Annotated in this window: 12 protein-coding genes; 4 read left to right on the plus strand and 8 right to left on the minus strand. The window is 66.3% G+C overall.

Going from position 1 to position 14,043, the window contains the following annotated elements:
* Positions 1-39: 39 nt before the first annotated feature.
* The gene (locus B447_RS14560; RefSeq protein ID WP_002930198.1) at positions 40-1,377 is read right to left on the minus strand and encodes a uracil-xanthine permease family protein; all 1,338 of its coding nucleotides are present in this window, start codon (positions 1,375-1,377) and stop codon (positions 40-42) included.
* A gap of 246 nt (positions 1,378-1,623) precedes the next feature.
* Here B447_RS14560 and B447_RS14565 point away from each other — a divergent pair, with 246 nt between their 5' ends.
* The gene (locus B447_RS14565; protein WP_002941873.1) at positions 1,624-2,244 is read left to right on the plus strand and encodes a glutathione S-transferase family protein; all 621 of its coding nucleotides are present in this window, start codon (positions 1,624-1,626) and stop codon (positions 2,242-2,244) included.
* A gap of 14 nt (positions 2,245-2,258) precedes the next feature.
* Here the strand turns inward: B447_RS14565 and B447_RS14570 are convergent, their stop codons facing one another.
* From B447_RS14570 to B447_RS14580, 3 genes are read right to left on the minus strand one after another with little or no spacing between them, the layout of a single operon-like run.
* The gene (locus B447_RS14570) at positions 2,259-3,191 is read right to left on the minus strand and encodes an ABC transporter permease (protein WP_002941875.1); all 933 of its coding nucleotides are present in this window, start codon (positions 3,189-3,191) and stop codon (positions 2,259-2,261) included.
* Positions 3,192-3,204: 13 nt separating this feature from the next.
* Positions 3,205-4,269 carry an ABC transporter permease gene (locus B447_RS14575; RefSeq protein WP_002930187.1) on the minus strand — a complete coding sequence of 355 codons (1,065 nt, stop codon included), beginning with the start codon at positions 4,267-4,269 and terminating at the stop codon, positions 3,205-3,207.
* Entirely contained in the window at positions 4,262-5,857 is a 1,596-nt protein-coding gene (locus B447_RS14580) for an ABC transporter ATP-binding protein (protein WP_198291817.1), read from the minus strand. Before B447_RS14580 ends, B447_RS14575 begins: the two co-directional genes overlap by 8 nt.
* Positions 5,858-6,129: 272 nt before the next feature.
* Between B447_RS14580 and B447_RS14585 the strand changes: the two genes are divergently transcribed.
* A complete protein-coding gene (locus B447_RS14585) occupies positions 6,130-6,477 on the plus strand; it encodes a hypothetical protein (protein WP_002930182.1) in 348 nt (115 codons plus the stop codon).
* A 39-nt stretch (positions 6,478-6,516) separates the two neighbouring features.
* Here the strand turns inward: B447_RS14585 and B447_RS14590 are convergent, their stop codons facing one another.
* From B447_RS14590 to B447_RS14605, 4 genes are all read right to left on the minus strand, one after another.
* Entirely contained in the window at positions 6,517-7,335 is an 819-nt protein-coding gene (locus tag B447_RS14590; RefSeq protein WP_002941881.1) for an SEL1-like repeat protein, read from the minus strand.
* Positions 7,336-7,348: 13 nt separating this feature from the next.
* Positions 7,349-7,588: a hypothetical protein gene (locus B447_RS14595; RefSeq protein ID WP_232431641.1), complete on the minus strand. Its 240-nt coding sequence runs from the start codon at positions 7,586-7,588 to the stop codon at positions 7,349-7,351.
* Positions 7,589-7,702: 114 nt separating this feature from the next.
* The gene (locus B447_RS14600; RefSeq protein WP_002930173.1) at positions 7,703-10,588 is read right to left on the minus strand and encodes an adenosylcobalamin-dependent ribonucleoside-diphosphate reductase; all 2,886 of its coding nucleotides are present in this window, start codon (positions 10,586-10,588) and stop codon (positions 7,703-7,705) included.
* A 215-nt stretch (positions 10,589-10,803) separates the two neighbouring features.
* On the minus strand, positions 10,804-11,655 hold the full coding sequence (locus tag B447_RS14605) for an HDOD domain-containing protein (protein WP_002941886.1): 852 nt from the start codon (positions 11,653-11,655) through the stop codon (positions 10,804-10,806).
* Between the two features lie 498 nt (positions 11,656-12,153).
* Between B447_RS14605 and dsrO the strand changes: the two genes are divergently transcribed.
* Complete coding sequence (gene dsrO, locus B447_RS14610; RefSeq protein WP_002941889.1) at positions 12,154-12,912, plus strand: sulfate reduction electron transfer complex DsrMKJOP subunit DsrO; 759 nt, start codon at positions 12,154-12,156, stop codon at positions 12,910-12,912.
* Positions 12,913-12,934: 22 nt separating this feature from the next.
* Positions 12,935-14,032: an NrfD/PsrC family molybdoenzyme membrane anchor subunit gene (gene nrfD, locus B447_RS14615; protein WP_002941892.1), complete on the plus strand. Its 1,098-nt coding sequence runs from the start codon at positions 12,935-12,937 to the stop codon at positions 14,030-14,032.
* Positions 14,033-14,043: the final 11 nt, after the last annotated feature.

A 14,043-nucleotide genomic window follows, 5' to 3' on the forward strand; every position in this document is an offset into this window, starting at 1 on the left:
ATGTCTCCGTGGAATCTCGTGGGCTGGCGTGGCGGTTTCTCAATGGCGCGGTTTGGGCAGCACGGCATCGAGGACGAGGGCAGCGAGCGCAGCCGGGATGAGGCCGGACTTCAGCAGCAGGGCGACCTGCTCGGGCACGGCGGTGCTGATCTCGGGCACCAGCGGCAGGCCCACGCCCAGGCTCAGCGAAACGGCCAGGATCAGCATCGAGCGCTGATCGAGCTCGTTCTCGGCGAGGATCTTGACGCCCGCCGAGGCGATCATGCCGAACATCACGATGGCGGCGCCGCCGAGCACGGCCGGGGGCATGGCCGAGGCCACCGCCGACAGCTTGGGGAAAAGGCCGAGCACGATCAGCACGATGCCGCCGATGGTGACCACGTGGCGGCTGACCACGCCGGTCAGCGCGACCAGGCCGACGTTCTGCGCATAGGCGGTGTTGGGCAGGGTGTTGAAGACCGAGGCAAAGGCGGTGGCCACGCCATCGCCCATGACGCCGCCCGAGAGCTCCTTGTTGGTGGCGGCACGCTTGGCGCCGCTGACGGTGATCGCCGAGATGTTGCCGATCGTCTCCAGGCCGACCACGAACATGATGATGCACATGCCCAGGATCGCGGTGGGCGAGAACTCCATGCCGAACACCATCGGCTGCGGCACGGCGAACCAGGCGGCCGTCTCGACCCGTGAGAAGTCCACCCAGCCCAGCACGATCGCGACGATGTAGCCGCTGACGAGACCGACCAGCACCGAGGCGAGCTTGATGAAGCCGCGGCCGAACTGGTGGCAGCCGATGGTCACGATCAGAACGAACAGCGCCAGCAGCAGGTGATGCGGCGCGGCAAAGTCGGGTGCACCTACGCCGCCAGCGGCGTAGCGCAGCCCGACCGGCATCAGGATGAGCCCGATCAGCAGCACGACGATACCGGTCACTACCGGCGAGAACAGGTGGCGAACGCGGCCCAGGAAGGCACCCAGGAACACCTGCAGCAGGCCGGCAACCAGCGATGCACCGAGTACCGCCGGCAGCCCGAAGGCCTTCGCCAATGGCAGTGCCACCGGCAGGAAACCGAAGCTCGTGCCCTGCACGATGGGCAGGCGGGCGCCGATGGGGCCGATGCCGATCGACTGGATCAGGGTGCAGATGCCGGCGACGAAAAGGGCTACCTGGATCAGGAAGATGCGCTCGTCCATGGTCGCGCCGATCACGCCGGCGATGATGATCGGGGGGGTGATGTTGCCGACGAACATCGCCATGATGTGCTGGATGCCGAGCGGAATCGCGCGCGACAGCGGCGGCATGTAGTCGGGTGAGTGCTCGTCGACGGCCGGGCGCGGCGGGTTGGCCGGGTCGGGGTAGGCTGGGGTCGTCCCGCTCATTGTGGTGTCTCCGTGTCTCTGGCGCTGTGGCCTGGTTTGTCGTTGTCGGCCTGCTCGCAGGCGTGTTGCTTCCAGTCGTGCAGTACCCGCAGTTTAGGAGCGGACCCCGATTCGGAAACTGGCGGCCTCTGATAGCACTTATACGTTCCGGCTTATAGCTGCATAAGCAACATGCACGCGCTACCATCGCGCACTGGGCCGGGCGTCCGTCGAAGCGGGCGCTGTCTTGCGCCCCGAGGACAACACATGAAGCTCTACATTTCGCCGCGCGCACCCAATCCGCGCCGGGTCCAGATGTTCATCGCCGAGAAGGGCATCAGGGGTATCGAAGAGGTGGTCGTCGAGATCGGCAGGAACGAGCATCGCAGTTCGGACTTTCGTGCCAAAAGCCCGCTGGCCAAGGTGCCGGTGCTCGAACTCGACGACGGTCGCATGCTCGGAGAGACGCGCGCCATCTGTTCCTATCTCGAGGGCTTGTATCCCGAGCCCAACCTGATGGGGGCAAGCTTCGAGGAGCGCGCCTTCATCGAAATGGCGGACCGGCGCATGGAGTTCTACCTGTTCGGTGGCATCGCCAACTGCATCCGCCATACCCATCCCGGCCTGGCTCCTCTGGAGCAGCCGCAGTTCCCCGAGTTCGGCCGTTCGCAAGGCGAGAAGGTACGCGAGGTGGCGCGCTGGCTGGATGAGGAACTCGCGACGCGCGCCTTCGTCGCCGGCGAGCGCTTCACCATTGCCGACATCACTGCCTTCTGCGCGATCGAGTTCGCCCGCGGCCTGATGAAGTTCAGGCCGGGGGCCGAGGGGCTGGACAACCTTCAGGCATGGCGCGACCGCATCGCCGAGCGACCGAGCGCGAAGTGCTAGGACCCGCGTGCCCGTCAGGCATCAGGCCGATAGGGCTTTCCGAGCGAGAGCGGCGAGTTCAGCCGGATCGTGTTCACGTTGCGCGAGATCACCACCAGGACCACGATCGTTGCCCAGTAGGGCAGCGATGACAGGAACTGCGATGGGAAGTCGATCTGCAGCCCGGAGCCCTGGATGAAGAGTTGGGTGATCATCACGCCGCCGAACAGGTAGGCGCCGATCATCACCCGCAATGGCCGCCAGGTAGCGAACACCACCAGCGCGAGCGCGATCCAGCCGCGGCCGGCGACCATGCCTTCTGCCCACATCGGCGTGTAGAACACCGACAGGAAGGCGCCGCCGATGCCCGCCATGGCGCCGCCGAACAGGACTGCCAGATAGCGGATGCGGATCACCGGGTAGCCGATGGCATGCGCCGAAGCGGGCGATTCGCCTACCGCGCGCAGCACCAGGCCTGCACGGCTGCGGTAAAGGAACCACAGCAGGCCCCAGAACAGCGCCCAGGAAAAGTACACCAGCAACTGCTGGTTGTAGAGCGCCTCGCCGATGAGCGGGATGTCGGCGATGAACGGGATGCGGATCGGCGGCACTGCCTGCAGCGCTACGGCCTCATACGGTTTGCCCACGAATGCGGCCAGGCCGACGCCGAAGATCGCCAGCGCCAGCCCCGAGGCGACCTGGTTGGCCATCAGGGTGAGTGTAAGCACGCCGAACAGCAGCGCCATCGCCATGCCGGCGCCCATGCCGGCCAGCACGCCCAGCCAGGGGCTGCCGCTGTGATGGGTGATGGCGAAGGCAGTCACTGCGCCCATGGCCATCATGCCCTCGGCGCCGAGGTTGAGCACACCGGCCCTCTCGCTCACCAGTAGTCCCAGGGCAACGATGATGAGCGGAGTGCCGGCCACCACGGTGGCGAACAGCATCGAGGTGAATAGGTTGGCGTCCATGGGCGTTCCCGCTTCAGGCGGCGCGGCGGCGCAGCCGCAGGCGGTAGTTGATGAAGACGTCGGAGCCGAGCAGGAAGAACAGCAACATGCCCTGGAACACCATCGAGATCGAACTCGGCAGGTTGAGATACTGCTGCGCCTGCTCGCCGCCGATATAGAGCAGCGCCATCAGCAGACTGGCGAGCAGGATCCCGAAGGCGTTCAGTCGCCCGACGAAGGCAACGATGATGGCCGCGAAGCCGTAGCCGCTGCCGACCTTGTCGGTGAGCTGGCCCATCGGCCCTGCGACCTCGCCCATGCCTGCGATGCCCGCTGCTGCACCGCCCGCGAGCAGGCCGGCCCAGATCATGCGCGAAGCCGAAAAACCCGCATAACGCGCCGCTGCCGCGGCTTCGCCTGCCACCCGCATGCGAAAGCCCGTGAAGCTGTGGTTCATGAACACATGGCCGGCGACCAGCAGGCCGATCGCGATTGCGAAGCCCATGTGCAGCCGCGTGCCCTCGAGCAGCATCGGCATGGTGGCGGCGTCGTCGAACATCTTGGTCTGCGGAAAGTTGAAGCCGTCCGGGTCCCGCCATGGCCCGAACACCAGCCAGGACACGAACAGTTGCGCCACGTACACCAGCATCAGCGACACCAGGATCTCGTTGGCATTGAAGTGCGTGCGCAGGAAGGCCGGGATGCTCGCCCACAGCGCGCCGCCGAGCGCCCCCGCGGCCACCATTGCCGGCAGCAGCAGGCTGCTCTGGCTGCCGTCGAAGTACAGAGCCACGCCGGTTGCCGCCACTGCCCCGAGCATGAACTGGCCTTCCGCGCCGATGTTCCACACATTGGCGCGGAAGCCTATTGCCAGGCCGATTGCGCACAACATCAGCGGCGTCGCCTTGAGCAGCAGCTCGGAGACGGCGTAGAGGTCGCGTACCGGGTTGAGGAAGAAGATGCGAAAGCCCTCGATCGGATCCTTGCCGAGCGCAAGGAAGAGCAGCATGCCGCCGACCAGGGTGAGTGCCACCGCGAGCAGCGGCGACAGCCAGGGCATCAGCCGCGAGGGTTCGGCACGGGCTTCGAGTTCAAGCATGCAGTGACTCCGCAGGCGTTGGCGCAGCAAGTGGTTCGTCGGTCTCGGCCCCTGGCCACAGGCCGCTCATCCACACGCCGATGTCCTCGACCGTCGTCTGCGCAGTGGGGCGGGCGGGAGACAGCCGGCCCTTGGCGATGACGGTGATGCGGTCGCAGATCTCGAACAGCTCGTCGAGCTCTTCCGAGATCACCAACACGGCACAGCCGCGGTCGCGCAGGTCGATCAGGGCCTGGCGGATCAGCGCTGCGGCGCCCACATCGACGCCCCACGTCGGCTGTGCGCACACCAGCAGCCTGGGTGCTTGCAGGATCTCGCGGCCGACGATGAACTTCTGCAGGTTGCCGCCCGACAGCGACTTTGCGGGTGCGCCAGCGCCGCCGCACTTGACCTTGAACGCCTCGATGCAGCGCTCGGCGAAGGCGCGCGCACGGCCCGCGTCTACAAGACCGCCGCGCACCAGGCCCTGTGTGTGCGAGGCTGTGAGCAGGGCGTTGTCGGCCAGTGCCATGCCGGGTACGGCGCCGCGCCCCAAGCGCTCTTCCGGAACGAAGCACAGGCCGAGCTTGCGGCGCTGGCCAGGCTTGAGGCGGCCTGCCTCGACATTGCAGATCTGCACCGGGAAGCGTTCGGCCAGCGGCTCCTCACCCGAGATTGCGCGCAGCAGCTCCTGCTGGCCGTTGCCCGACACGCCGGCAATGCCGACGATCTCGCCAGCATGTACCTCGAGGTGGATGTCCTTCAGGTCGACGCCGAAAGGGTCGTCGGCAGCGTGCGACAGACCTGCCAGGCGCAAGCGCACTTCGCCGCTGGCGGCGGCCTGCGAATGCTCGCAATGCGGCAGCTCCTTGCCGATCATCAGGCGTGCCATGGACTGAGGGGTTTCCCGGGCGGGTTCGCATTCGCCGGTGACCTTGCCGGCGCGCAGGACCGTGGCCGTGTGGCAGAGCTCGCGAATCTCGTCGAGCTTGTGGCTGATGTAGAGGATCGAGCAGCCTTCGTCCGACAGCTGGCGCAGGGTCTCGAACAGCTTGCGCACCGCCTGCGGCGTCAGTACCGAGGTGGGCTCGTCCATGATCAGCAGGCGCGGGTCCTGCAGCAGGCAGCGGATGATCTCCACGCGCTGGCGCTCGCCTACCGAGAGTGCGTGGATGTGGCGGCGCGGATCGACCGGCAGGCCATAACGCGTCGACACCTCGGTGATGCGTTCGGCCAACTCGTCCAGAGCCTGGGCGCCGGGCAGGGCGAGGGCAACGTTCTCCACCACGGTCAGTGTTTCGAACAGCGAGAAATGCTGGAACACCATGCCGATGCCCAGGCTGCGCGCATGCGCCGGGCTGGTGACCTGGACGTCCTGCCCCTCCCAGAAGATCTGGCCGGCGCTGGGGCGTGTGACGCCGTAGATCATCTTCATCAGCGTGGACTTGCCGGCGCCATTTTCGCCCAGGATGGCCCGGATTTCGCCGGGTCGGACGCTGAGGTCGACGCGGTCGTTGGCGACGACAGTCGGATAGATCTTGCTGATCCCGCTCAGCTTGAGCCGCGGGTTGCTGGCCGCGCCAGCGATGCTGGCAGGGGGGTGGGTCATGGTGTTCACTGGGCTCGGTGAGTCATCCCGCGCGCGTCTGGACGGCGCAACGTCGCGACGATACGCGTCCAGTAGCCGCGTAGGCAAGTCGTCGCCAGGTCACGGCGGCGTCGCGGCTTGTGTCACGCGGGCAGTGCCTGGAAGGGGTGTGCGTTTTCGGCTTGAGGAATACCTTGTTTCTGCTACCATCCGGGTTGTGATGTTGCGCTGCAACATATTGCTGTCGTTTGCCGATGGCGCGACCTGATCCCGTTTTTTCAAGGAATACCCCCATGCATGTCCGTCGTTTTCCGGGCGTCGCCTCGCTGGCTGCGCTCGTCATTGCCGTTTCTGCGCCCGCTGCGCTGGCTGGTGAGTCGGCAGCGGCCGTCCGTGTCAAGCTCGACCGGGCGGCCACTGCACCGCTGGCCGTGATGCTCGACCAGCAGACCGGCGGACGCTACGAGTACCTGGCCGACGAAGGCTGGCGTTTTGCCGGTCAACGCGCCGAGGCCGCCCTCGCACCGGCGCAGGCCGGTGAAAGCGTCAGCCTGTTCGTCGACGTACCGACCGGTTTCGTCTTCAATTATGTGGTGGAGCAGGGCTGGGTATTCGCCGGTACCATCGGCGAGCCACAGTGATGGGCTGAGGCCTTGCGCCGCGGGCGCACGCGACTGCCTTCAGTCCGGCGTCGCCTTGTCATCCGCGTTGCGTTCTGCACTTGGGGTGACATGGGTGTCGTGTTCGAGCGACAGGGTCTGGGCGCGCTTGAGCTCGTCCGGGCTGAGCTTTATGGCGATGCTGTCGCGCTCCTGAACGCCATTCATGTTGAGTGCGGCGGCGGCGCGGTTGAACCACACATACGCTTGTACCGCGTCCTGCGGCACTCCGATCCCGGCGCGGTGCAGGCGCCCCAGTTCGACCATGCCCTCGGGGTCGCCCGCCTCGGCAGCGGCCGCGATCCAGCGTGCTGCGAGGTCGTAGTTCTGGGTAATGCCCACACCGTTGCGGTAGAGCTTGCCAAGCAGGATCATCGCGCCCGTGTGCCCGCCCTCAGAGGCGCGCTTGAGCCAGCCCAGGGCTTCCAGCGTTGCCTCCTTGCCACGCGCAGTGTCGAGCAGCGCCGCGCGTCCGGCGCGGAACTGAGCCTCTGTATCGCCGCGTGCAGCGGCCTCGATGTGTGTGCTTGCCGCAGCGCCGACGGGCATTCCGGCGGACGGCGCCTCCGGCACGGATTTGCGCCCCTCGAGCAGGACCACGACCACGCCCGCGACCAGCGCAACGACCGCAAGTCCAGCCAGGCCCGCGAGCAGCAGGAAGCTGCGCCGTCCGGCAATACTGCCGGTGTGCCTGCCGACGAAGCGGTTGGCGCAATTCAGGCAGCGGTATGGATGCTGGCCCGGGTTGTCCACCTTTTCCTGGTGCGAGCGCCAGCGCGACTCGCGACAGTCGGTCGAGCCGCACTTCGGGCAGGTGATCGTGAGGGGTGTGCTGCTCATTGCGCGACTCCGCTCAGGATTTCCAGGCCCACATGATCAGCACCACCGCAATGACCACCAGCAGCGTGCTGCCACCGATGGCGGCGATCAGGGGGTTGTGTTGCAGAAGGTTCCTGCGGCCTGGCCCGAAGAAGCGATGCACGCAGGACATGCAGCGGTAGGGCGTTTCACCCTTGTGTTCCCGGCGCTCGTCTTCGGAGCGCCAGGGAGATTCGCGACAGTCCGTGCCGTCGCAGCGGGGACAGGTTGGCATGGTGCAGGAGCGCATGCGCCCCGGCCAGCAACTGGCCTGGGGCGCTTCGTGTAGTTATGGGCAGAACGCATTATATGAGATGCGACCTGACCTCTGCGAACTCCCGCGTTGGGCTCAGCCGCAGGTTCCAACCGCGCCGCAGGCGGTGCAGAAGTCGCAGCCGTCCTTGCGGATGACGGTATGGTTGCCGCACTCGTTGCACAGCGCGCCCTGCATCAGCTTGGGCTCGTTGTCGTCGCGCGGCGACTCGAGGATGCCCATCTCGCGCGTCGGGTAGCCCTTCTCGTCGAGCACGCCGAGCATGGCGTAGCGGTGGATGATGAGCTGGGCCAGGTAGGCGACCGTGCTGGGCCAGTTCTGCTGGCGGCGGGTGCCCGGCACGAAGGCCATGAAGTCGCCCAGCGGCTCGGGGTAGTCGAGCAGCTTGCGCAGCTTCATGCCGATCCAGGCCGGGTCCATGACGCGCATGTCGAGCGACAGTATGCGGGTCAGACCGTCCAGCGCGCGCGGATAGTTGCCCGACAACCACACCGAGTACGGGCGGGTGACGCCGTCCGGCAGGGTGATCTCCTTCAGGCCGAGCACGAAGTCTTCACCGGTGGCCGGGTTGTAGATGTCCACCGTCCACGACAGCGTGCCGTCGGTGCCGGTCTTGGGCTCTTCGAGGCTGAACAGGGTGTCGAGCACCGAGTTGCTGTCGTCTTCCTTGTCAAAGACGCCCAGCTTCTCGCAGCGGTAGTTCACCGCCTGGGCAAAGGCCGAAACCACGCCGGGCACCAGCTTCTTCTCGCCGTGCGGCGGGAAGGGCATCTCGAACGAGCGCTCGCCGACGGTGCGTGCCAGGGTGTCGAGCTTGAGCTTGAGCCAGCCGCGGTCGTTGGCGCGCATGTCCATCGACAGCGTCTTGGCCACCGCACCCAGGCCGCGCGGCTGGTCGGCACCGTTTACCCACACTTCGAACGGGAAGCTGCCGCCGTTGTTGCCGACCTGGCCGACGAAGAGCGCGAAGCCGCCGCTCGGGGTGTTGAGCATGTAGGTCCACGCCAGGTTGCCGTCGGGCAGATCCGGACGGCCCGGCCAGCGCAGGCTGGACAGCACCGGTGCGGGCAGGTTCTTGATCGACAGGCGCTTGTTGGCGTCGGCAATCTCGACGTCGTGCGGCTGCTTCTGCTCGGCGGTCGGGGTCACCGACAGCACCGAACCCAGCACGTTGTTGGGACGGTAGGTGGCCAGCCCCTTGAGGCCCGCCTTCCACGCGGTGAGGTAGAGGTCTTCGAACTCGGCGTAGGGGTAGTCCTCGGGCACGTTCACCGTCTTGGAGATGGACGTGTCGACATAGGGGGCGACGGCGGCGACCATGTCCTTGTGTGCCTGCGCGGAGATCTCCAGCGCAGTGACGAAGGATTCCGGCAGCTTGTCGACGTTGCCGCCGAGGTGGCGGTACAGGCGCCACGCGTAGTCCTCGACCGCATACTCCTTGAAGGTGCCGTCGGCCATGCGCTTGCGACGGGTGTAGGTGTAGGAGAAGGGCGGCTCGATGCCGTTCGAGGCGTTGTCGGCGAAGGCCAGGCTGATGGTGCCGGTCGGCGCGATCGACAGCAGGTGCGAGTTGCGGATGCCGTTCTTGCGAATCTTGTCCTTGACCTCGGCCGGCAGGCGCGAGGCGAAGTTGCCGCCCGACAGGTACAGGTCGGCGTTGAACAGCGGGAAGGCGCCGCGTTCCTTGGCCAGGTCGGACGAGGCCAGATAGGCGCGGTTGCGCATGAACTCGGAGATCTTGCGCGCTTCCTCGCGTGCTTCGGGCGTGTCGTAGCGCTTGCCGAGCATGATCAGCGCGTCACCCAGGCCGGTGAAGCCCAGGCCCACGCGGCGCTTGGACTGCGCCTCGGCATGCTGTTGTTCGAGCGGCCAGTGGGTGGCTTCGAGCACGTTGTCGAGCATGCGGATGGAGACGTCGACCACCTTGCCGAACCCTGCATAGTCGAACTCGGCCTTGTCGCTGAACGGGTTCTTGACGAAGGGCGTCAGGTTGATCGAGCCCAGGCAGCAGCAGCCATAGGGCGGCAGCGGCTGTTCGGCGCAGGGGTTGGTGGCCTCGATGGTCTCGCAGTAGTACAGGTTGTTGTCCTGGTTCATGCGGTCGAGGAACAGGATGCCCGGCTCGGCGTGATCGTAGGTCGAGCGCATGACCTGGTCCCACAGGTCGCGTGCACGCACCTTGCGGTACACCCACAGGCCGTCGTCGCGCTGGTAGGCGCCGGCTTCCTTCAACTCATCGGTGGGCTCGGCCTTGTGCACCAGCTCGACATCGCCGTTGGCCTCGACGGCCTGCATGAAGGGGTCAGTGACGCCGACCGAGATGTTGAAGTTGGTGAGGTCGCCGTGGTCCTTGGCGTGGATGAACTCCTCGATGTCCGGATGATCGCAGCGCAGCACGCCCATTTGCGCGCCGCGGCGTGCACCGGCGGATTCGACGGTTTCGCAAGAGCGGTCGAACACGCGCATGTAGGACACCGGGCCGGAGGCGTTCGATGCCGTGCCTTTCACCAGCGCGCCCTTGGGGCGGATCGACGAGAAGTCGTAGCCGACACCGCCACCGCGACGCATGGTCTCGGCGGCCTGGGCCAGCGCGGTGTAGATGCCGGGGCGGCCATCGACGGCCTCGGTCACCGAGTCGCCGACCGGCTGCACGAAGCAGTTGATCAGCGTGGCGGCCAGCGTGGTGCCTGCGGCGCTGTTGATGCGGCCAGCGGGAACGAAACCTTTCTCCTGCGCTTCGAGGAACTTCGCCTCCCAGTGGGCGCGCTTGTCTTCGGACTCGATCGCGGCAAGCGCACGGGCAACCCGGCGGCGCACCTCGGCAACGGTCTGCTCGTCACCCTTGGCGTACTTTTCGACCAGAACCTCGCCGGAGATCTCCTGCATCGGCAGGTTGGCGGCAGAGGGTTTGATGGTGCCTTGGTTGTGTGCACTCGTGGACGCGCTGGTGGTCTCGCTCATGGCTTTTTTCTTCATCCGTGGTGGGTCTTGGAACGGACTGAAGAATAGCGCGGAAAGCGGGATTTCGCAAAAAAATAAAATCCTTTTAAAACATGTATTTATATTTTTAGTTTGTGTTTCAAATTTTACGAATGCACTACATGTAGTAGCTCTGTGTTCTCTTTTTTGGGCAGGAAAGCCAGTGTTTACGCGGGTTTTCGGCTGCCGTGCGCCAGCTAGTGTGCAGAGGAGAAGAACAGGTTCACATAGGCCGCCAGGTGCAGTTCGGCTTCCTCGCGAATGTCGGCGAGTTGCTCTGGCTCGAGCTCGAGCAGTGGCCAGATGTCCGCCTCGAGGCTCGCCGCCGCATCCGCGCTCGACTGATTGCGGCGTTCGGCCTCGACCACGCAGCGGGCCAGGCTGAGGAGGGCCGCTTCATTGCCATACTCGCCACCCAAGCGGGGGCAGAGCTGGGTACCGATGGCCCCAGCAAAGCTTGGCGGCAACTGCCACAGGTCGGCCAGCGCAGCCCCGATCTCGCTGAAGTCGCAGCCGACGACTTCGCGCTCGCTCACCTCCAGGGCCTTTCCGTCGCGCTCGGCGGATTCGCGTGCGGTTGCGGCGAGTTCGGGAACCGTCTGGTACATCACCAGGTGGCCGATGTCGGCCAGGAGTCCGATCACGAACAGACGTTCGCTGCCGGGCAGGCCGCGGCGGCGGGCGGCCGCCCGTGCCGCCAGCCCGTTGAGCATGCTGTCGCGCCAGAAACGGCGCATGTCGAGGCGGGCAGGGCGCACGCCTGCAAAGATTGCATGCAGCGACATCGCCAGCACGAGGTCATGTACCTGCTGCAGGCCAAGCAACTGGACGGCGCGATCGACGTCGGCAATACGTCCGCGGTAGCCGTACATGGCACTGTTGACCAGCCGTAGCAGGCGTGCCGTGAGCGCGGGATCGGCCGCCACCAGTCGTGCCACCTCGCCGATCGAGCCGGCGGGCGAGTCGAGTTGCTGGCGAACGCGTTCGTAGACGTCGGGCAGGGCGGTCAGCGCCTCGACCTGGCTGACGAGTTCCTGTGCGGAGTGCATGGCTCAGTCCTTTACGGCAGTGGCAGCATCGGCGGCGCCGGGCGCTTGCGCTGCACATGGTCGCGTGGTGTCCGTGCCTGTCGGTGCGCGTCGGCGTACGTCTCGGCAATCGGAGCTTTCCTCCCTGGAGGCGGGTCCGATTATGCCCGAGGACGCCGGCCAGGGCAGTCGTACGAGGCGATGGAGGTCCTTCCCGCACTGGCAACCCTCGGCCGTCTGCCGCAACTGGTGCATGAGCCCATGAGGAGACCCATATAAACAAAGGAGTATCGACGGGGTCATGGTTGCCTTGAGGATTTTTTCGAGGCCGCTCACATGAGCAGGGCAGGCGGCTGATGAATTGACGCATGTAGCGTGCAGCGCCTGTCCCTGATCGCCGTGGGGGCAGCGGAACGCAATAGGTAGAACCATCTAGCGTTCTGCCTTATTTCCCCAATTTCTGTATGGGTATCGGAAGCCTAAAGTGTCATCCACGTCAACGGCCCGTGGAGTACTGAAATGAAAGAGGCTTTGGAAACCCCGCCATGCGCAGCGCCAGCCTCGGCTTCACGCCGCAACTTCCTGCGCGGCGTGCCGGTAGTGACTGCGGCGGCGGTAGCGGTGCCCACCCCAGCGATCGCCAGCACAGCCAAGCACCAGTGGGCGATGCTGATCGACGTCCGCAAGTGCATCGGCTGCCAGGCCTGTACGGTGTCCTGCATCCAGGAGAACGCGGTGCCCGAGGGCAGCTTCCGCACCGTGGTGTCGACCTACAGCGTCAAGCTCACCGACAGCGCCCAGCCCGCCGGCACCTACGTGCTGCCGCGACTGTGCAACCACTGCGACAACCCGCCCTGCATCCCGGTATGCCCGGTGAGCGCCACCTACAAGCGCGAGGACGGCATCGTCGCCGTCGACGGCGACCGCTGCGTGGGCTGCGCCTACTGCGTGCAGGCCTGCCCCTACGACGCGCGCTTCATCAACCACGACACCGGCAAGGCCGACAAATGCACCTTCTGCGCCCACCGCGTGGATGCCGGCCTGTTGCCCGCTTGTGTCGAGACCTGCGTCGGCGGCGCGCGCATCTTCGGTGACATCAACGACCCTGAGGGCGAACTCGCCCGCCGGCTGAAGGAGGCGCAGCCGCAGCTGAAGGTGCTCAAGCCCGAGCTCGATACGGCGCCGCGGGTGTTCTACATCGGCCTCGACGAGCGCTTCACAGGCAAGGTCGAGGGCCAGGGCTCGCTGTGGAAGCCCCGCAGTCTGCCGCACGCCTGAACCGCACGCGAGGAGATCCAACATGAACCCGAACATCGTCGAAACCATCAACGTTGCGCGCGAAGTTGCGTGGCTGCCGTGGGCGGTGCAGTACTTTTTCCTCATCGGCCTGTCCTACGGCGCGTATCTGCTGTCGCTGCCGGGCGTCGTCTTCCGCCGCCCGGGCTGGGCTGGTATCTCGCGTCTGGCCCTGCTCGGCGCACTGGTGTGCGGCCTGGCCGCACCGGTGGCGCTGCTGGCGGACCTGCACCAGCCCGGCCGCTTCTGGCATTTCTATGCTTATTTCACGCCGACGTCGTGGATGTCGTGGGGCGCCTTCTTCATCCCGGTGTATCTGGGCGGGCTGCTCACCTACGCTTGGCTGGCCTTCCGCCCCGATCTGGCGCGCCATGCGCAAAGCGGTGGCAAGCTCTCCGGCTTGGCCAACGTACTCGCCTACGGCGGCCACGACAGCCGTGGCGCGCTCAAGGCGGCGGCGCTGCTCGCCTTCGTCGGCGCAGCGCTGGTGGCGCTTTACACCGGCGCCGAGGTTGCGGTCGTGCAGGCTCGTCCGCTGTGGAACACGCCGCTGCTGCCACTGCAGTTCTTCGTCACCGCCTTCGCCGGCGCGGTCGGCCTGGCACTGCTGTTCAACCGCTTCAGCGTGCGTGACCAGGCTGCCAATCGCCGCATGGCCGGAGTGCTGGCCGCGACCCAGGTGGTGGCCCTGGCGGTGGGAGCATTGTGGCTGGCGCTCGGGCTCTCCGGCGTGTCGCCGGTCCATGCCCAGGCCCTCGCCGAAGTCGGTCCCTCGGCCAACTGGCAGTTCTCGGCCGCCTGGGCGGTGACGGCCACCGTGCTCACCCTGTTGCTGGCGTGGAAGTGGCCCGGGTCCGGCCTGCTGATCGGCCTGCTGGCGCTGCACTCGGCGTGGATGATGCGCTGGTCCATCTTCATCGGCGGCCAGGAAGTGCCCAAGACCGGCGCCGGCTACTACACCTATTCGCTACCGCTCGGCCCCGAGGGCCTGATGGGCATCGTCGGCACCGCCGGGCTGTGGGTCTTCCTCTTCGTGCTCATCACCACCTTGCTGCCGCTCGACCGCCTCGCGGCCGGCAACACCGACAAGGCTGCCGCCTGAGCGCGGGCGAC

It is taken from the genome of Thauera sp. 27 (assembly GCF_000310125.2).
Taxonomy (GTDB): domain Bacteria; phylum Pseudomonadota; class Gammaproteobacteria; order Burkholderiales; family Rhodocyclaceae; genus Thauera; species Thauera mechernichensis.